This window comes from Pseudomonas nitroreducens (assembly GCF_010994165.1).
GTDB lineage: Bacteria > Pseudomonadota > Gammaproteobacteria > Pseudomonadales > Pseudomonadaceae > Pseudomonas > Pseudomonas nitroreducens.
In genome coordinates, this window is record NZ_WMBX01000001.1 from 1,159,767 (window position 1) to 1,177,632 (window position 17,866).

Here is a 17,866-nt window from a genome sequence, read left to right on the forward strand (position 1 = left end):
TCAACAACAGACCGATAACAATGACGGAAAATCGATGAAGACTCTCGGTGAAATGATCGAGCGCAATGCTCGCTTTTTCCCTGCCGGCAATGCGTTCACTTCCGCCTCGCGACGGGTGAGCAACGGCGAACTGGCGGAGCGGGCGCGTCGGCTCTCCGCCTACTTGTACCGGCAAGGCCTGCGCCGCCAGGACCGTGTGGCGATCCTGGCGATGAACTGCGTTGAGTATTACGAAACCTATCGTGCCTGCGAATGGGCGGGATTCATCGCGGCGACCGTCAATTTCCGTCTGGCCCCGCGGGAAATCCTCTACATCCTCCAGGACGCGGCGCCCAAGACCCTGGTCTTCGAGGCGCAGTACGCCGCCGTGGTGGAACAGTTGCGCGGCGAGCTTCCGGGCATCGAACGCTATCTGTGCATCGGCGCCACCCCGGAGTGGGCAGTACCCTTCGAACAGGCTATGGCCGAAGGCGACACCGCTGGGCCGCCGATCCGTTCGCTGCCTGAGGACTTCGCCTACCTGATGTACACGAGTGGCACAACGGGGCGGCCCAAGGGCGTGGTGCGTACGCACCACGCCATGTGTCGAACCGCCGACAGCTGCGCGCTGATGAGCGATTTCAGTGGCGCCACGCGTGTCCTGCAGACCACCCCGGCGTTCCACATTGGCGGCATTGGCTTCGTCAATTCGGCCGCTTGGGTCGGCGGTTCTACCGTCATCCACCAGGGCTTCGACCCCCGCGCGGTATTGCAGGCGGTGCAGGAAGAGAAGGTCACCTTTACCTTCATGGTCGCCGCCATGCTGCAAGCGGTGCTGGACGTTGCGGACATCGGCGACTATCGCCTCGCCAGCCTGGTGCACGTGGTGACTGCGGCCGCGCCGATTCCTACCCCGCTGCTCAAGCGCGCCTTCGACGTCCTCGGCCCGATCTTCTCGATCCAGTACGGCATGACCGAAAGCAACGCCTGCGTGCTGCCGCGACACGAAGTCAACCCATTTGGCACGCCGAATGAGGTCCATCGCCTCGAGTCGGTCGGCGTGCCATGCCCCGGCATTGAGCTACGCATCCTTGACGAGCAGGGCAACGAATGCACGGACGGTACCCCCGGCGAGGTGGTGCTGCGCTCGGAAACCCAGCTCAGCAGCTATTGGAATAACTCGGTGGCCACCGTCGAGGCACTGCGTGACGGCTGGTACCACACCGGCGACATGGGGTATCGCGACACCGAGGGCTACCTGTACCTGGTTGATCGCAAGAAGGACATGATCATTTCCGGCGGCGAGAACATCTACAGCCGCGAGGTCGAGGTGGCCCTGGAACTGCACCCACAGGTGCTGGAGTCGGCTGTGATCGGTATCGCCGATCCGAAGTGGGGCGAATCGGTGAAGGCGGTGGTTGTCCTGGCCCTCGGCGCTAGCCTCGGCGAGGCCGATCTCATAGCCCACTGCAAGACGGTACTGGCCAGCTACAAGTGCCCGAAGGTGATCGAGTTCGTCGCCGAACTGCCGCGCATGGCCACCGGCAAGATCAACAAGGTGGCGCTGCGTGAACGTGAGCGCGCCGCCTGAATCCGGATTTCCAAGATTACTGAATGGACGCCGGGCCTGCCCTGGCGCCCTCGAGGCGAGATGAGGAGGTAGCACCATGCATTTTGAGTTCAGCCCGGAGGACGAGGCGTTCCGCCAGGAAGTCCGGCAGTTCTTCCGCGAGCACGTCACTGCTGAAGTGGCGCACTACGGTTTCGAGGGCGCCCATCCGGTGCCTCGCGATGTGTTGCGCAAGTGGCAGAAGATCCTGCACGAGCGCGGCTGGGGCGCGCCGCATTGGCCCAAGAAATTCGGCGGCACCGACTGGTCGCCCCTGCGCAAACACATCTTCCTCGAGGAACTGGTCAACGCCGACGGCCTAGACTACGGCTGGCAAGGCACGCACATGATGGCGCCCGTGGTGATCGCCTTCGGCAACCAGTGGCAGCAGGAGACCTTCCTGCCGCCGCTGCTGTCCGGCGACGTGTTCTGGTGCCAGGGGTTCTCCGAGCCCAACTCCGGGTCCGATCTCGCCAGCCTGAAGACCCGCGCCGAGCTGGACGATGCGGGCACCCACTACGTCGTCAACGGCCAGAAAATCTGGACCAGCGACGCCAAGATCGCTGACTGGGGCTTCTTCCTGGTTCGCACCGACTCGACGGTAAAGCCGCAGCGCGGTATCTCCTTCCTGCTCATCGACATGAAGAGCCCGGGTATCACCGTGCGCCCAATCGTTTCCATCGATGGCGGCGATGGCCTGGCGGAGGTGTTCCTGGAGAACGTCCGGGTACCGAAGGAAAACCTGGTGGGCGAACCCGGTATGGGCTGGACCTACGCCAAGTACCTGTTGGAGAAGGAGCGTACCTCCAGCGCTTTCATCTACTTCAATAAACGCGAGCTGGAAAAGGCAAAGGCCATCGCCCGCGCCGAGACTCTGGATGGCGTACCGCTGCTGGAGACCCCGGCATTCGCCCGCCGAGTGGCGGAGATTGAGGCCGATATCCTGGCGCTGGAGTGGTCGGTCCTGCGCGTTCTGGCTCAGGAGTCGTTCCGCGACAACCTCGATGCCGTGGTATCCACGCTCAAGGTGCGTGGTTCGGAGCTGCAGCAACGGGTGACCGAACTCCAGGTTGACGCCCTCGGCCCACGCTCGCTGCGCTTCTACGACCACGGCCCAGGTCGCGCGGCGCACGCGCCACAACCCAGCGAGTGGGACGACCTGTGGCCGGCCTACGCGCCGGGCCGTAACAACATGTATTTCTTCCAACGTGCCGCGACCATCTATGGCGGCGCCCGCGAAGTGCAGAAGAACATCATCGCCAAACTGGCATTCGGACTCTGAGGACTGCCCTATGGATTTCAACCTTTCCGAAGAGCAACTAATGCTGCGCGATGGCGTTGAGCGATACATCCGCGAGGATTACGCCTTCGAAGAGCGTCGGCACCAGGCCGGCAGTGGCGAAGGCTTCAGTCGCGCGCACTGGCAGCAGTTCGCCGACCTGGGCTGGCTGGCGCTTACTTTGCCGGAAGATGTCGGTGGGCTGGATTGTTCCTTCGTCGAGACCTCGCTGGTGCTTGAGTCCTTCGGTCGCGGCATGGTGCTCGAACCCTTCGTCAGTAGCGCGGTGCTATGCGCGCGGATCGTCGACCGCAGCGGCTCCGACTACCATCGTAACGACCTGCTGCCCGCGCTGATCGAGGGTCGCCTGCTGCTGGCCTTGGCCGATTCCGAATGCGGCTCGCGCTTCAGCGTCGGTTGCGCGGAAGATACCATCGCCCGCAGGACTGCGCAGGGCTTCCAGCTCAGCGGCGTCAAGACCCTGGTGTTCAACGCCCCGTCCGCGGACAAGCTGCTGGTGACCGCACGTTTCGAGGATTGCAGCCACCCTGCAGTGTTCATCGTCGACCGTGACGCTCCCGGCGTGGAGCTCAACGAGTACATCCTGGTCGACGGATCGCGGGCCGCCGATGTGCGCTTCTCCAAGGTCGAGCTGGCGGACGCCGCTCTGCTTATCGAACCTTCGCATAGTCAGGCGATTCTCGAGGAGGCCCATGATCGCGCCGCACTTGCGGTGGTCGCGCAGACCCTCGGCGTCATGCAGGGGGTCATGGACATGACCCAGGAATACATCAAGACACGCAACCAGTTCGGACAGCCCATCGGTAAGTTCCAGGCGCTACAGCACCGTATGGCGGAGATGTTCGTCGAGGCCCAGCACACTCGCTCGATCCTCTACCGTGGCATGGCTTACCTGGACAAACCGGCGCCCGAGCGGAGCAAGGCGATTTCCGCTGCCAAAGCGGCGGCCGGAAAGTCCGGGCGCTTCGTCTGTGCTCAGGGGGTGCAGTTGCACGGCGGCATCGGCATGACCGAGGAGTATCCGGTCGGGCACTACTTCCGCCTGATGACGTTGCTGGAAAAGCAGTTCGGCGACATCGACTTCCACCTGGCGCGCTTCGCCGCCGGTTATTGAACCGACACCGCGCCGCCTGGCGGCGCGGCTAACCCCAGGAGCCTCGCATGAACGACAACAAGAACAATGTTCCGCAGGACCGCATCCAGGCTTTGCTCGACCGTCAGGATATCCTCGACTGCGTCACCCGTTACTGCCGCGCGGTGGACCGTTTCGACCGGGAGATGCTGCGCAGCGTTTACCACGAAGACGCCATCGACGACCATGGCAGCTTCTGTGGGGGGCGCGACGACTTCGTCGAGTGGGCGCTGGGCTATCACAACGAATACCAACTGTCGCACCACCACATGATCTTCAATCACAGCGTCGAGCTGGACGGCGACCAAGCGCACGCCGAAACCTACTGGCTGTTCTTCGGCGAGAACCGCAGCAAGCCCGACAGTCTGGCGGTCGGCCGCTACATCGACCGCTTCGAGAAGCGCGCCGGGCGCTGGGCCATCGCCGAGCGCGTATGCGTCACTGAGTCGGTCAACGAGATCACCCCGACGGATCTGCCGGACGTATTCCGCAAGGTCCAGATGGGCAATGCGCACAGCAGCCGCGATCGCCAGGACGTGTCCTATCAGCGTCCATTGCGCGCACGTCGTCCCTGACCTCGGGAGTTTTCCATGCGGGCATATGTGATCGATCGCTACGGCGATGTCGATGGCTTGGCGCTGCGCGAACTGACGGTACCTGGCGCTCCCGGTCCGGGACAGGTGCTGGTGCGCTTGCGCGCCGCGTCGCTGAACTTTCGCGAGCTGCTGATCTTGGCAGGACAATACAGCGCGTTGTGCAAACCGCAGCTGATTCCCTGTTCCGATGGAGCAGGTGAGGTCGTGGCGGTCGGCACCGGCGTGACGCGCACCGCCGTGGGTGAGCGGGTGATGTTGACCTTCCATCCGCACTGGATCAGCGGCGAGATGCCGGTCGGGCGGGACGTGCTGGGGCGTGGTGGCTCGGTCGACGGTACTCTGTGCGAATTCGCCTGTGTGAGCCAGGAAGAGCTGGTGAGGATCCCCGATCACCTGTCCTTCGAGGAAGCCGCTACGCTGCCGTGCGCAGCGCTCACCGCGTGGGCCGCGCTTACCGCAGGTCCTGGCCTGTCGCCGGGGCAGAGCGTGCTCACCCAGGGCGGCGGCGGTGTGTCGGTATTCGCCCTACAACTGGCCCGGCTGTTCGGCGCGCGGGTCATCGCCCTATCCTCCAGCGCCGAACGCCTGGCGCGGTTGCGTGCGCTGGGCGCGGACGAAGTTATCGACTACCGGAAACAGCCGAAATGGTACCTGGCGGTCCTGCAACATACCGCGGGCGAGGGCGTCGACCTGGCTGTCGAAGTGGGCGGCGGCGGCACCGTAGAGCAATCGGTTCAGGCCACTCGGGTTGGCGGACGAATCAGTCTGGTCGGCCTATTGAGCGGCGGCCCGAAGCTGAGCGAGGCCTTCTTCTATCGGGGGCTTTCCCTGCACAGCATCCGCGTCGGTAGCCGTGAGCAGTTCGAGCAGATGTGCCGCGCCATTGAGGTACATCGCCTGCGCCCGGTCATCGAGCAGGTGTTCCGCTTCGACGAGGTACCCCATGCCTTCCAGGCGCTGCGGGCGGGTCGTCACTTCGGAAAGTTGGTGGTCGCCATAGATTGACCGAGTCTAGCCCGTGGCCGCCTGGGACGGGCATTCCACAAGGAGGGAGAACATGCGGCTTCCGGTGCGCATCGAAGACATTACGTCGGACTGGTTGAGCGATGCGCTCGACCAGCGTTATCCGGGCACCCGTGTCACCGCCAGCCGCGTCGACAAGGTGCTCTGGGGCACCGGGACCAAGGTGCGCGTCGAGCTGCAGTATAACGACCGGGGCCGAGCCCATGGCTTGCCCGACGCGCTGTACGTGAAGGGCGGTTTCGCCGAGCACCGCGCGCTGATGGAGCGCTGCTACGAACTGGAGGCCCGCTTCTACCGCGACCTGCAACCGTTGCTCGGCCTGAACGCGCCACAAGCGCTCTTCACCGGCGACGATCCCGAGGCCCGGCAACATATCGTCCTCCTCGAGGATCTCGACCTGCGCGGGGTGCGCTTCTGCCGCGTGCAGGATCCACTGGACTTCGCCCAGGCCGCGGCGCACCTCGACATCATCGCCCGCTACCAAGCGCGCTGGTGGGACAGCCCCGAACTTCGCCCGGGCGGCTTGCTGGGAGATCTGCCGATCTGGGAGGCGCTGCCTCCCGGAGAAGCCGGCGCCTATCACTGGGGCCAGCTGCAGCCCGAGGTCTGGGCCGAGTACATCCGCCTGCCGCGCGGGGTCACCGTGCCACGGCACATGCTCGATCGCGAACGCATGCAGGCGGCGTTGCTAGCCCTGAGCGCGTTCGGGCGCGCCGAACCTCACTGCTTCCTGCATGGTGACTACCACTTGGGCAACCTCTACAGCGACGCCGACGGTCGCCCTGGGACGCTCGACTGGCAGTCTTTCTGCAAGGGGCACTGGTCGCACGACGTCACCTACTTCATGGTTTCGGCGCTCGACATTGCCGATCGTAAACGTTGGGACATGGCCTTGCTCGGCTACTACCTGGAACGCTTGCGTCTACATGGCGTGGAGCGTCCACCGAGCTTCGAGGAAGCCTACGAGGCATTCCGCCGGCAGATTCTCGACGGCCTGTACTTCTGGCTGGTTAACCCGGTCGAATTCCAGGCCGAGGTGAACAACTGCGCGGTAGTGCCGCGATTCGCCATGGCCGCACTGGACCACGGCACCTTCGCGGCGCTGCTCGGCTGACTTGGTGGGCGCCCGGCCCATCTCTTTCCCTTTTTCCAGTAACGACCGGTCTATGCGCGGAGCGGTGCGGCACGGTTGACACATTATTATGAACGATGTTTGTATAAATGAATGTTGCTTCGCTATCGATTCGCGAGGTGACCCACTAGGACCCCGATAAAAACAAGAGGAGGGGCGTATGACCGGGAAAGAATGCATGGCGCCATCGCTCGCCGGCCGTCGTGTGCTAATCGCCACGCCTGGCTGCTGGGCGCTGGAAGGGCTCTGCGCGGGAATGCAGGGCCAGGGCGCCGAGTGCCGCCAACTGGCCTCCGAGGGCGACTTCCTCAGCCTCTCGACCATCCAGTCGGCCTTCGATGCCGCGCTGCGCGAACTCGGCGGGCTCGACGCGCTGGTTCTCGCGGTCGGCAGTTCGCTCAACCGCCAGCCGCGACCGCTGGTGTCTCTTTCGGTCGGGGAATGGCAGAGCGCCTGCCTGGACCCATTGCGTACCACCCGCCATTGCCTGCAGGCCGCCTGGCGGACCCTGGGCGGGCGCCCGGCGCGCATCGTTCTGGTCGGTCCGAACCTGGCGCTGACCGGTGCAGCCGGGCTCACGGCACTTTCCGTGCTCAGTGAAGGGCAGCGCGGCCTGATGAAGTCCGCTGCCCGGCAATGGGGCGGACAGGGTATCCAGTTGAACTGGCTGGGTGTCGATTCCCAAGTGTTCGCCAGCGAACTGGGCGCCGGCATGCTCGCCCAGAGCCCGGAGATGGGCACGCCCGTACCGGCGCTCGGCTACACCCCCGACCTCGCTACCGGGGTGCTCGAAAGCCTCGCCCTGCTGATCGGCGCCCATGCATTCACCGGCGCCTCTATTCCCGTCGACGGCGGTTTCTGGATGGTGCCATGAAGCAGATCACGCAAGCACAAACCCTGGTCGGGCGTGTCGCCCTGGTAACTGGCGCCGGCGGCGGCGTGGGCCGGGGTATCGCCCTGGCAATGGCTGAGATGGGTGCGAAAGTTGTGATCGCCGCACGCCGCGGCGCGACCGGCGAGGAAACCGCCGGGTTGATTCGCGCCGAAGGCGGCGAGGCGCTGGCGCTGGAAGTCGATGTGACCGTCCTAGCCTCGCTGCAGGAAGCCGTGGCCACCACGCTTCGGCACTTCGGCGGACTGGACATTCTGGTGCACAACGCGACCCACGGCGCCTCCGGGCATCCCAAGCAACTGGAGAACTTCGATGATCAGGATTGGGACGCGCAGGTTGCGGTGGACCTGGCCGGCGCCCACCACTGCGCCATCGCCGCTTTTGAAGCGTTGCGCGCCAGCGACGCGGGCCGGGCGATTTTCCTCTGCTCTGCGTTCGGCCTGCACGGTGCCGCGCTGAACCCGGCTTACGCCGCCATCAAGGGCGGTATACGCGGCCTGACCAAGTCCCTGGCGCGCGAGTGGGGTCCCTTCGGCATCACCGTCAACGCGATTTCCCCGGCGGCCCTGACTGCCGCGGCGGATGCGTTCTTCGCCACTGAACCCGCCTTGCGCGAGGCTTATCTCGCCAAGTTCCCGCTGGGCCGCATGGGCCATGAGCGGGACGACGTCGGGCGCGCCGTCGCCGGGCTCTGCGGACCAGGAATGGGCTATGTCACCGGGCAGATCATTCAGGTCGATGGCGGCCTGTACACCGCCGTCTGAGGAAGAAGTGCCATGAAACGTCTACAAGACAAGGTCGCCATCGTAACCGGCGCGGCCTCCGGTATCGGCCTCGCCGCGGCCAGGCGGCTCGCAGAAGAGGGCGCCCGGGTGGTGCTCGCAGACATCAATCTCAGCGCCGCCCAGGAGCAGGCAGCTGCGTTGCGCGGGGCAGGGCTGCAAGCCGCCGCATTGGCGGTCGACCTGGGAGACGAGGCGTCGATCCGCGTGCTGGTGGAGCAGACGGTCTCTTTGTTCGCGGGCCTCGACGTGCTGTTCAATAATGCGGCTGCAACGCATATCTCGTCGCGGCTCGATGCGCCTGTCGCGGACATGGACACCCAGGTCTGGGACGACACCCTGCGCATCAACCTGCGCGGCACCATGTTGGCGAGCAAGTACGCGCTCGCAGCGATGCTGCCCCGCGGTGGTGGCTCGATCATCAACACCAGCTCCGGCTCGGCCCAGGCTGGCGCGCTGGGTTACAGCGCCTATGCGGTGTCTAAGGCCGGCATCGAGAACCTCACGCGCTATGTCGCCGCTCAGCACGGAAAGCAGGGCATTCGCTGCAATGCGCTGGCGCCGGGCCTAATCGTGACCCCGGCGACCGCCGACAACTACGCCGGACCGGCTGGCGAGATGATGCTTGCACATCACCTGACGCCGCGCCTGGGCAACGTCGACGACATCGCCAACGCGGTGCTTTTCCTGGCCAGCGACGAGGCAGCGTTCATCACCGGGCAGATCATCAACGTCGATGGCGGGTTGCTTTCCCATCAGCCCTATTACGCAGATGAAATGCGCTTCCGCCAGGCGGGGAAGGAGATGGGAGCATGAGCGACCAGGCACTATTGGCGCGGATGGAACGGGTTGAGGCACAGCTTGCCATTGGCCAGTTGCCGGCGCGTTACGCACTGGCCGTGGATTCCCGCGACCTCGAAGGCCTCACCGCGCTGTTCGTCGAGGATGTTGATTGTGGTCGCTGGGGGAGCGGGCGCGAAGCCCTGCAGGTGTACTACGCCTCCGAACCAGTGTTGCAGGCGTTCTATCGCTGCGTACACCAGATCTGCGGGCAGACCCTCGACTTCCAAGACGCCGACCACGCCACCGGCACCGTTTACTGCCGTGCCGAGCACGAGGACGGCGACCACTGGGTGGTGATGGCCATCTGTTACTTCGACCACTACGAGCGCCGTGACGGTCAGTGGTACTTCGCCCGTCGCGACGAGCGCCACTGGTATTCCACCGACTGGCTGCAACGTCCCGGCGCGCCGCACTGGCAGAACTGGCCCGGCAAGTACACCGGCGAGCGCTTCCAACCGCGCCTGCCGGCCAGCTTCCCGACCTGGCAGGGATTCTGGTCGCGCACCTCACCGCAGCAACGCGCAAGCGTCAGCCGCCAGCCCTGCGAGCCGAAGGAACCCTCGAAATGAATGCAACGCTAGCGCCCCTGTTCGAACCCCTGCGGATCGGTTCTGCGGTACTCAGGAACCGCATCGTCATGGCGCCCATGACCCGCAATTTCTGCCCCGGTGGTGTGCCCGGGGATGACGTCGCCGGCTACTACCGTCGCCGCGCCTACGGCGAGACCGGGCTGATCATCACGGAAGGTGTGGGTATCGATCACCCCGCAGCCCTGGGGGAGGCGGGTATCGGCGAGAGCGATCTGCCGCAGCTGCATGGAGAGCGGGCGCTGGCCGGCTGGCGGCATGTTGTCGAGCAGGTGCACGCGGCCGGCGGGCTGATCTTTCCGCAGCTGTGGCACCAGGGAGTAATGCGTGTGGTTGGCACCGGGCCAAACCCCGGTGCGGCCTCCATGCGTCCCTCCGGACTCTGGGGGCCCGCCGATGGGCTCACCTCGTCCACTGCGGAATACGTGCAGCAGCAGTTGCTGCCAACTGCGCCGATGGCTGACAGCGAAATTCAGGACGTCATCGACGCTTATGCGCGTAGCGCCGTCCACGCTCACCTGTGCGGCTTCGATGGGATAGCCATACACGGAGCCCACGGCTACCTGATCGACACCTTTCTCTGGGACGTGACCAATCGCCGTACCGATGCCTGGGGCGGCGGGCGCCGCGAGCGGAGCCGCTTTGCAGCCGAGGTGGTGCGTGCCATCCGCCGCTCGGTGGGCCCGGACATGCCGATCCTCTTCCGCTTCTCGCAATGGAAGCAGCAGGACTTCAAGGCCAAGCTGGCCCGGACGCCCGGCGAGCTTGAGGAAATCCTGCTACCCATCGCTGAGGCCGGCGTGGACATCTTTGACGCCAGCGTGCGCTATTTCAACCGCGCGGAATTCGCCGACCTGCCGGGCGCCGACGGGCAACTGAACCTCGCCGGCTGGGCGCGCAAGATCACCGGCCGGCTAACGATGACTGTCGGCGGCGTCGGCCTGAGTAACGGTATGTACGACAGCAACAAGCAGGGAGGCTCCAACGCCAGCGACAACCTGGACCTGCTTATGGAGCGCTTCCAGCGTGGCGAATTCGACCTGGTGGGGGTTGGCCGGTCGTTGCTGCACGACCCCGACTGGACCCGCAAGGCGCGCCTCGGTGAGACCTTCGAACCGTTCTCCAACGACTCCCTGAAAGTCCTCACCTGAGCCGAGCTCCCCACGATAGGAAGGATCGCACCATGACCATCGATACTCGCCCCTCGCCTACTGGCGGGGCGCTGAAGGAATGGCGCGAGCAATGGCGCTTGGGTACGGCCGCGCTGGTAGGCACGGCCGTGTCCTTCTCTGTGTGGCCGTCGCTCTCCAGCCTATTCATCGCGCCCCTGCAAGACTCCTTCGGCTGGAGCCGTGGCGAGATCGCGCTGGCGCAGAATGCCAATCTGGCGGCGGCGCTGCTGTCGCCCGTGTTGGGACGCCTGATCGACCGGCTTGGGGTGCGCCCGGTACTGCTCGGCGGCTTGCTGCTCACCAGTCTTGCGTATTTCCTCCTGGCCTTGCTTCAAGGCTCGTTGCCGCTGTATTACGTGCTGTACACCTTCCTCAGCATTGTCGGCGTGACCACCAGTGGGTTGAGCTATACGCGAGTGGTCAACGGAGCCTTCGTGTCGTCCCGCGGGCTGGCACTAGCGATGACGCGATCGGGGTTGGCCCTGTCGGGCGCGCTGCTGCCCTCGTTGATCTTCGGCGTCATCAGTTGGTACGGCTGGCGAATGGGCTTCGTCACGCTCGGAGCGCTGATCCTGATACTGGCGCTGCCGAGCAGTTGGCTCTGGATTCGCGGCGCTAGCGTGGCACCTCTGGCGGGCGCTGGGCATTCCGGTTCCGCAACGCGGCCTTCTTGGTTCGCCTTGTTGGGTAACCGGCGGGTGCTTTTGATCTGCCTTGCCGCGTCTTTGAGCTACGCGCCCATAGTCGCACTTCTCAGCCAGTTCCAGCCGCTGCTTACCGGCAAGGGGTTGGCGGCCGGCGAGGCTGCGGCGGCCATTGGCCTGGTTGGCTTGTCGGCCCTGGCCGGCGCCTTGCTGACCGGCCTGCTCGTCGATCGATTCTGGGCACCCCTGGTGGCCTGCGTGTTCACCTTGGGCCCAGCGCTGGGCTGCCTGATACTGCTGCAGCCGCACCTGTCGACCGGGATGGCGGTGCTCGCGCTGGTGCTGCTGGGGCTGGGGCAGGGCGCGGAGATCGACCTGCTGGCATTCATGGTCGCCCGTTACTTCGGCCTGCGCTCCTACGCCGCGATCTACGGGCTCAGCGTTCTGTTCATCGCGGCCCTGGTGGCCCTCGCCGGCTCGCTGATCGGTCAGGCCTACGACCGTTTCGGCAACTACGACTTAGCGCTGCTGGTCGCGTCCGGCTGCTTCCTGTGTTCCTCCCTTAGCTACCTGGCCTTGGGGCGCTACCCGGACTTCGCTGCCGCGCCAGGCCTGGATGATGGAAACGGCAACGACCTGAGTGACGCTAGGGTGGGCGGCTAGGCAGTGAACTCATCGGCGAGAATAAAAGCCGGAATCGATTCATCGGTACAACTGAAAGGTGTTTTGAGCCCGGCGCGGATTTTCCAGAAGGGCTCGCTCGCTACCATCGGTTCATGCCTTTGCCAAAGGCCTGTCGTATTTACCACAAGAACAATAGGAAAGAGCATGACCCATCCGATGCCGATAGACGCGCTGCCGAGCATGCGCGAACTGAATGTCTCCAATCATCTGCTTGATGACCGGGAGGCCCTGGCGGCCGCCTGGGAACGAGACGGCTACTGGTTCTTCCGTGACGTACTGGACCAGGGCGCGGTCGCCCGGCTGCGCAAGGTCTACATGTCGGTTCTCGACGAGCACAGGGTGGCCCGGGCGGACGACCCTGAGGCCGACTACACCGGCGAGGACCTGACGGGCTTTCCGTTCCGCATGGAGCCTTTGGTCGCGCGCGAACCCTGGCGCGAATTCGTTGGCGAAGCTCCCATCCATGCCTTTTTCCAGCGCGTATTGGGCGACGACCCGTTCTGGATTCCCACGGTCGAGTACCGCGCGACGCCACCGGCACAGACCCGCGAGCGCAGCCGCTTCGACTACCTGCACCAGGACGGCTTCTACAACAAGGGCATTCCCTTCCAGATCTGCTGGATTCCGCTGTCCACCATCGATGAGCAGGTGGGCGGCCTGGCGCTTGCGGAGGGCCTACACAAGGGACCCTACCTGCATGACGTGAACCAGCCGCCGTTGTTCCCGATCCCCGCAGGGTCGGTCCCGGACGATGCCTGGCGGCGCGCCACTTACCAGCCTGGCGACCTGCTGATGATGCATATCAACACGCCGCACAGCGGCCTAGCTAACTACTCCGGGCGCTTCCGCCTGTCCATGGATATTCGCGTCATGCCCGCCTCGGGGCATACCCCGATTATCGGTCACCTAACCGATCTGACCTCGACGTCCGTCAGCGTGCTCGGCGAGGACGGCCGTAGCGGTACCTTCCGGGTGGACACGGACACCTACTGCCGGGGCATAGACGGGCGCAAGGTACCGCAGGCCGAAATCCCCATGCGCATGCAGGCCGGCGACCCGGCCATTGTCGCCTTCGAGGGCGGCCGCGCCACCCTGATCCGTCCGCCGCACTGAGGTCGCCGCCATGCCAAAACCCACCGTTTACTACCAGCGCTTGGCTGGCAAGGTCGCCATCGTTACCGGGGCTGGGTCTCAGGGAGAGGGCGTCGGAACCGGCAAGGCGATCGCCTACCAGTTTGCCCGCGAAGGCGCCCGCGTCTGCCTGGTTGACCAGCACCCCGAACGCGCGGAGGAGACCCTGCGGATGATTCTGGCTGACGGCGGCGAAGCGTTCGTCGCAGCCGGCGACGTGACGCGCGACGAGGACTGCGCACGCTTCGTCGAGGACAGTGTCCGGCGCTACGGCGCCCTGCACATCCTGGTCAACAACGTGGGCGTCGCCAGCCGCGCACTGCCCTACGAGGAATATCCGCCCGAGCAGTGGAACCGCATACTCGATATCAACCTTGGCAGCGTGTTCCGCATGTGTCGCCATGCGCTTCCGCACCTGACGGCCAACCCCCGCTCGGCAGTGGTCAACATCTCATCGACCGCCGGCCTGCAAGGCATGGGCAGTGGTCCCTATGGGCCTTCGAAGGCAGCCATGGTGCAGTTCACTCGCGACCTTGCGACCCACTACGGCGGCAAGGGATTGCGTGCCAACACGGTGGCGCCTGGGCACATCTTCACGCCGCTGGTGGATGGCCTGCTGAGCGAAGAACTACGCACCCGGCGCCGGCGCATCGCGCCGTTGCCGATCGAAGGTGACGCCTGGGACGTGGCCTCCGCCGCGCTGTTCCTGGCCAGCGATGAGGCCCGCTTCATCACCGCCAGCTGCCTCGCGGTGGACGGCGGCGTCACAGAGGTCGCGCCGCTGACCGCATTCGACCTAGTGCAGGGCTGAGCCGCCTGGACTCACCGACCACACTGTTACACGGAGCATTCAACGATGAGCGAAAAGAACTATTGGGAAGAGGGCTACGCCCACATGGTGCGGATGATGGGCCCAGAGTTCGCCAAGACCATGGAAGCCAATGCCAACTCGGGGCGCTTCGCCGCCGACGTCGGACGCATGGCGGTGGAGTTCGCCTTCGGCGCGGTCTGGTCGCGCCCGGGGCTGGAACTCAAGCATCGCAGCGCGGTGGTGATCGGCGCGCTGATAGCCTCGCGGCAGCCGGACGAGTTGCGCAACCATCTGCGCTTCGGCCTGAACAATGGTCTAAGTGTCCAGGAGATCGAGGAAATCATCATCCAGACACTGCCCTACGTCGGCTTCCCGGCCGTTTCCAGCGCCCTCGGCGTGGCCATCGAAGTGCTGCGTGAACGCGGCCTGGACGGCGGTACTCGCACGGCGAGCGAGAGCGGTCTGCTCTGACGGGGCCGAGCAGCCCGGCCCCGATGCGGGGCCGCTCCTGGAGCGAGATGCAATGGCTCAGTCGAGCACTCCGCTCTTGGCGCTCTCTCCACGGGAGGGCGCCGGCACGCGGATTTCCCGTCCTGCCGGGTAGTGCTCTAGCAGGAAGTCCACGAAGGTGTGCACTTTGCGCGATTCCCGGCGTCCGCGCGGATAGAGCACCTCGATGGCCGGCGCGAGGACGCTCCAGTCCGGCAACACCTGGCGCAGCGCGCCGGTACTCAGATGCCCGTGCAGATGAAAGCCCATGCCCTGGATGATTCCCAGACCATTCAGCGCGGCTTCGACCCGCGTGTTGCCTTGGGTGATCGACAAGCTGCTCTGCAATTGCAGGATTTTGCGCTGACCATGGCGCTCGAAGGTCCAGGGCAGCATTCTCCCGGTGCGCTCGACCATATAGCTGATGCAATCGTGCTGGCGCAGCTCCTCGGGAGACTGCGGCGTCCCCCGTGATTCCAGGTATCCGGGGGACGCCACGGTGAGCAGGGGGGTGTGCCCCAACTGGCGGGCAATCATGCCCGAGTCGCCCAGCGGGCCGAGGCGGATCATCACGTCGTGCTGACTCTCCACCGTGTTCGAGATTTGCTCCGAGTCGGAAAAGTCGAGCTGGATGTCCGGGTAGCGGCGGCGGAACTCCCGCAGCAGCGGGACGATCAAGCACTGCGCGATGGTGCTCGGGATGTCCACGCGCAGGCGCCCACGCGGCTGCATGTGATTGCCGGCGAGCATGGACTCGACGCTGGCGATCTCCTCGTGCACATGCTGGCAATGCGAGTAGTAGACGGCACCCTCGTCGGTGAGGCTCAGGCGCCGCGTGGTGCGATTGAGCAGGCGCACCCCCAGGTCCGTTTCGAGATTGCTCAGGTGCGTGGAGACCATCGACGGGGAGAGGCTCAGTGCCGCCGCCGCGGCGCTGAGGCTGCCGCGATCGACTACGGTCATGAAGACTTCCATGCTGCGCAACTTATCCATCGGTGCTCTCGTTATTTATCAATCCTGATGCAATCCTAATCTGCAGCTTTCGATTTTATCTAGCATTTCCGCATGGAATCGTGCCATTGCTCCGTGGCATTGCAATTCCACTTGCCACCCGCCCATGATTTGCAATAAATTGAACGCCATTCAGAAATATGAATAGCGTTCATGGGTCGAACACCGCTCGCGCTGAGCATCGGCGCGTTGCTCGGTCCACTACTCGTCCCCCTGGAGAGGCGTTGCAAGTTGAGGCATACGCAATGACCCAAGCTCAAGTCGAATACACCCACGAGGCACAGGGGCGCGTCGCCGTGCTACGCATGGTGGCGCCTCCGGTTAACGCCTTTAGCTTGGCCTTGCGTCGAGAGTTGCTGTGTGCGTTACAGCGCGCCGGCGCCGATCCGTTGGTGGCGGTTGTGATATTGACTGGTGCCGGGCGCGGCTTCAGCGCTGGCGGGGATATCCGCGAGTTCGGCACGCCAGATGCCGCCGCTGAGCCTGGGCTGTCGAGCCATATACACGTGACCATCGAGAAGCTGGGCAAGCCGGTGATCGCCCTGGCCCACGGCTTCGCCATGGGCGGTGGCCTGGAAACCCTGCTGGCCTGCCACTACCGGATAGCGGAAACCGATACTCGTCTGGCTCTCCCGGAGGTGAGCCTGGGCACGCTCGCGCTATCGGCGACGCAACGCCTACCACGCCTTCTGGGCATCCTGCCGGCACTGCGGCTGATGGTGGAGGGAACGCAGCAAACGGCGCGGGATCACGCCTGCGGACCGCTGTTCCACCAGGTCGTGGCGGTCGATTGCGGGCTGGACGCGGCAAGGAGGCTGGCCACCCAGATACTCGCCGATCCGCCTGCGGCCGATGCCCTGGCGCAACGCTTGGTGCGCAATCATCCCTGGCGCGAAGCCGACCCCGAATGTGCTCTGACCGACGCCGAACTGTGGCTGGCGCTGCGCCAGCCCAACGTTGTGGCGCAGGCCGCCTTCCAGGCCATCGAAGCCGCAGTGCTTAGCCCTTGCTTCGACGATGGGCTGGCCACTGCCCGACGCTTGTATGACGCCCTGATGGCCGATGAGCGAATCATCCGAAGCCGCGAGCGTTTCCTCGCATCTCCCGCGGCGCGCTGATTGAAACCGGAAACCCAGACAAGGAATGGCGTACGTGAGTATCGACGAGCAGTACCTCAAGCAATGGGTGGGGCGCCAGGAGCGGCAACGCGACCGTCTGACTCTTGCGCCCCTGAACGCCCTGGCGGCAACCCTGGACCGTGAAGAGCGCGGCTACGTCGCCGGCGCGTCGGTGCCGGCACTCTGGCACTGGCTGTACTTCCTACCGATCGCTCGGCAGTCGGCAATCAGTAGCGACGGCCACCCACAGCGAGGCGGGTTCCTGCCGCCGGTGAGCCTGCCGCGGCGGATGTGGGCGGGGGGCCGCCTACGTTTCTATGACGCGCTGCCGGTCGACGCCGAGGTTGAGCGCCTATCCACCATCCTCGATGTCTCGCATAAGAGTGGCCGCAGTGGCGACCTGGTGTTCGTCAAGGTTCGCCATGAGCTTTCGCATGCCGGGGACGTGCTGGTGCGCGAGGAGCAGGACATTGTCTACCGCGACCCGCCTCGCCCGGGTGACCCGTTGCCGGCGCCACAGGCCGCGCCCGAAAGGGCGAAGTGGTCGAGGGAGGTTGTGCCTGACCCGGTCCTGCTGTTCCGCTATTCCGCGCTGACGTTCAACGGACATCGCATCCACTACGACCGCCCCTACGCGATGCACGACGAGGGCTATCCGGGATTGGTCGTGCACGGGCCGTTGATAGCCACGCTGCTAATGAATCTGTTGCGGGACGAGTTGCCGCAGGCGCGAGTCGTGGGCTTCTCGTTCCGCGCCGTCCGGCCGCTTTTCGATACCCGAGCGTTCCGCGTCTGCGCGAAACCCGAAGCCAACGGCAGCAGTATCCAGTTGTGGGCCGAGGACGCCGACGGCTTCCTGTGCATGGACGCCCAGGCGGAGCTTGCCTGAGATGACTATCCGCGAATCGTGGCGAAACAACCTGAGCTGGGT

At 65.0% G+C, this 17,866-nt stretch carries 18 protein-coding genes; 17 read left to right on the top strand and 1 reads right to left on the bottom strand.

From position 1 onward, the window contains the following. The first annotated feature begins 34 nt into the window (after window positions 1-34). From GJV37_RS05525 to GJV37_RS05595, 15 genes are all read left to right on the top strand, one after another. The gene (locus tag GJV37_RS05525; RefSeq protein ID WP_138526131.1) at window positions 35-1,570 is read left to right on the top strand and encodes a class I adenylate-forming enzyme family protein; all 1,536 of its coding nucleotides are present in this window, start codon (window positions 35-37) and stop codon (window positions 1,568-1,570) included. Between the two features lie 76 nt (window positions 1,571-1,646). Further along, window positions 1,647-2,870, top strand: a complete 1,224-nt coding sequence (locus GJV37_RS05530) for an acyl-CoA dehydrogenase family protein (RefSeq protein ID WP_138526130.1) — start codon at window positions 1,647-1,649, stop codon at window positions 2,868-2,870. A 10-nt stretch (window positions 2,871-2,880) separates the two neighbouring features. Next, the gene (locus GJV37_RS05535; RefSeq protein WP_138526129.1) at window positions 2,881-4,002 is read left to right on the top strand and encodes an acyl-CoA dehydrogenase family protein; all 1,122 of its coding nucleotides are present in this window, start codon (window positions 2,881-2,883) and stop codon (window positions 4,000-4,002) included. 47 nt (window positions 4,003-4,049) lie between these two features. After that, window positions 4,050-4,595, top strand: coding sequence for a nuclear transport factor 2 family protein (locus GJV37_RS05540; protein ID WP_138526128.1), 546 nt, complete (start codon window positions 4,050-4,052; stop codon window positions 4,593-4,595). Window positions 4,596-4,610: 15 nt separating this feature from the next. Next, window positions 4,611-5,621 (top strand): zinc-dependent alcohol dehydrogenase family protein, encoded by a 1,011-nt coding sequence (locus tag GJV37_RS05545; protein WP_138526127.1) that lies wholly within the window; start codon window positions 4,611-4,613, stop codon window positions 5,619-5,621. 52 nt (window positions 5,622-5,673) lie between these two features. Continuing rightward, a complete protein-coding gene (locus GJV37_RS05550; RefSeq protein WP_138526126.1) occupies window positions 5,674-6,753 on the top strand; it encodes a phosphotransferase family protein in 1,080 nt (359 codons plus the stop codon). A gap of 178 nt (window positions 6,754-6,931) precedes the next feature. Then, a complete protein-coding gene (locus GJV37_RS05555; protein ID WP_138526125.1) occupies window positions 6,932-7,645 on the top strand; it encodes an SDR family oxidoreductase in 714 nt (237 codons plus the stop codon). Beyond that, entirely contained in the window at window positions 7,642-8,427 is a 786-nt protein-coding gene (locus tag GJV37_RS05560; RefSeq protein WP_138526124.1) for an SDR family NAD(P)-dependent oxidoreductase, read from the top strand. Before GJV37_RS05555 ends, GJV37_RS05560 begins: the two co-directional genes overlap by 4 nt. Before the next feature lie 12 nt (window positions 8,428-8,439). Next, complete coding sequence (locus GJV37_RS05565; protein ID WP_138526123.1) at window positions 8,440-9,261, top strand: SDR family NAD(P)-dependent oxidoreductase; 822 nt, start codon at window positions 8,440-8,442, stop codon at window positions 9,259-9,261. Then, window positions 9,258-9,857, top strand: coding sequence for a nuclear transport factor 2 family protein (locus tag GJV37_RS05570; RefSeq protein ID WP_138526122.1), 600 nt, complete (start codon window positions 9,258-9,260; stop codon window positions 9,855-9,857). Before GJV37_RS05565 ends, GJV37_RS05570 begins: the two co-directional genes overlap by 4 nt. After that, the gene (locus tag GJV37_RS05575) at window positions 9,854-11,026 is read left to right on the top strand and encodes an NADH:flavin oxidoreductase (RefSeq protein ID WP_138526121.1); all 1,173 of its coding nucleotides are present in this window, start codon (window positions 9,854-9,856) and stop codon (window positions 11,024-11,026) included. Before GJV37_RS05570 ends, GJV37_RS05575 begins: the two co-directional genes overlap by 4 nt. A 32-nt stretch (window positions 11,027-11,058) precedes the next feature. Next, window positions 11,059-12,354, top strand: a complete 1,296-nt coding sequence (locus GJV37_RS05580) for an MFS transporter (protein WP_138526120.1) — start codon at window positions 11,059-11,061, stop codon at window positions 12,352-12,354. Between the two features lie 165 nt (window positions 12,355-12,519). Continuing rightward, the gene (locus GJV37_RS05585; RefSeq protein WP_138526119.1) at window positions 12,520-13,488 is read left to right on the top strand and encodes a phytanoyl-CoA dioxygenase family protein; all 969 of its coding nucleotides are present in this window, start codon (window positions 12,520-12,522) and stop codon (window positions 13,486-13,488) included. 10 nt (window positions 13,489-13,498) lie between these two features. Further along, window positions 13,499-14,317: an SDR family NAD(P)-dependent oxidoreductase gene (locus tag GJV37_RS05590; RefSeq protein ID WP_138526118.1), complete on the top strand. Its 819-nt coding sequence runs from the start codon at window positions 13,499-13,501 to the stop codon at window positions 14,315-14,317. A gap of 45 nt (window positions 14,318-14,362) precedes the next feature. After that, entirely contained in the window at window positions 14,363-14,788 is a 426-nt protein-coding gene (locus GJV37_RS05595; protein WP_138526117.1) for a carboxymuconolactone decarboxylase family protein, read from the top strand. Between the two features lie 57 nt (window positions 14,789-14,845). Here the strand turns inward: GJV37_RS05595 and GJV37_RS05600 are convergent, their stop codons facing one another. Next, window positions 14,846-15,799, bottom strand: a complete 954-nt coding sequence (locus GJV37_RS05600; protein ID WP_138526116.1) for a LysR substrate-binding domain-containing protein — start codon at window positions 15,797-15,799, stop codon at window positions 14,846-14,848. A 263-nt stretch (window positions 15,800-16,062) separates the two neighbouring features. Here GJV37_RS05600 and GJV37_RS05605 point away from each other — a divergent pair, with 263 nt between their 5' ends. Together GJV37_RS05605 and GJV37_RS05610 are read left to right on the top strand one after the other, a co-directional pair. Then, complete coding sequence (locus tag GJV37_RS05605; protein ID WP_171049549.1) at window positions 16,063-16,935, top strand: enoyl-CoA hydratase/isomerase family protein; 873 nt, start codon at window positions 16,063-16,065, stop codon at window positions 16,933-16,935. 34 nt (window positions 16,936-16,969) lie between these two features. Then, a complete protein-coding gene (locus GJV37_RS05610) occupies window positions 16,970-17,824 on the top strand; it encodes an HTD2 family dehydratase (RefSeq protein ID WP_246084938.1) in 855 nt (284 codons plus the stop codon). Window positions 17,825-17,866 lie beyond the last annotated feature (42 nt).

Excerpts from the sequence above, each read along its gene's own strand:
- GJV37_RS05525 (WP_138526131.1), top strand. The coding sequence starts at position 35 with ATGAAGACTCTCGGTGAAATGATCGAGCGCAATGCTCGCTTTTTCCCT.
- GJV37_RS05530 (WP_138526130.1), top strand. The coding sequence starts at position 1,647 with ATGCATTTTGAGTTCAGCCCGGAGGACGAGGCGTTCCGCCAGGAAGTC.
- GJV37_RS05535 (WP_138526129.1), top strand. The coding sequence starts at position 2,881 with ATGGATTTCAACCTTTCCGAAGAGCAACTAATGCTGCGCGATGGCGTT.
- GJV37_RS05540 (WP_138526128.1), top strand. The coding sequence starts at position 4,050 with ATGAACGACAACAAGAACAATGTTCCGCAGGACCGCATCCAGGCTTTG.
- GJV37_RS05545 (WP_138526127.1), top strand. The coding sequence starts at position 4,611 with ATGCGGGCATATGTGATCGATCGCTACGGCGATGTCGATGGCTTGGCG.
- GJV37_RS05550 (WP_138526126.1), top strand. The coding sequence starts at position 5,674 with ATGCGGCTTCCGGTGCGCATCGAAGACATTACGTCGGACTGGTTGAGC.
- GJV37_RS05555 (WP_138526125.1), top strand. The coding sequence starts at position 6,932 with ATGACCGGGAAAGAATGCATGGCGCCATCGCTCGCCGGCCGTCGTGTG.
- GJV37_RS05560 (WP_138526124.1), top strand. The coding sequence starts at position 7,642 with ATGAAGCAGATCACGCAAGCACAAACCCTGGTCGGGCGTGTCGCCCTG.
- GJV37_RS05565 (WP_138526123.1), top strand. The coding sequence starts at position 8,440 with ATGAAACGTCTACAAGACAAGGTCGCCATCGTAACCGGCGCGGCCTCC.
- GJV37_RS05570 (WP_138526122.1), top strand. The coding sequence starts at position 9,258 with ATGAGCGACCAGGCACTATTGGCGCGGATGGAACGGGTTGAGGCACAG.
- GJV37_RS05575 (WP_138526121.1), top strand. The coding sequence starts at position 9,854 with ATGAATGCAACGCTAGCGCCCCTGTTCGAACCCCTGCGGATCGGTTCT.
- GJV37_RS05580 (WP_138526120.1), top strand. The coding sequence starts at position 11,059 with ATGACCATCGATACTCGCCCCTCGCCTACTGGCGGGGCGCTGAAGGAA.
- GJV37_RS05585 (WP_138526119.1), top strand. The coding sequence starts at position 12,520 with ATGACCCATCCGATGCCGATAGACGCGCTGCCGAGCATGCGCGAACTG.
- GJV37_RS05590 (WP_138526118.1), top strand. The coding sequence starts at position 13,499 with ATGCCAAAACCCACCGTTTACTACCAGCGCTTGGCTGGCAAGGTCGCC.
- GJV37_RS05595 (WP_138526117.1), top strand. The coding sequence starts at position 14,363 with ATGAGCGAAAAGAACTATTGGGAAGAGGGCTACGCCCACATGGTGCGG.
- GJV37_RS05600 (WP_138526116.1), bottom strand. The coding sequence starts at position 15,799 with ATGGATAAGTTGCGCAGCATGGAAGTCTTCATGACCGTAGTCGATCGC.
- GJV37_RS05605 (WP_171049549.1), top strand. The coding sequence starts at position 16,063 with ATGACCCAAGCTCAAGTCGAATACACCCACGAGGCACAGGGGCGCGTC.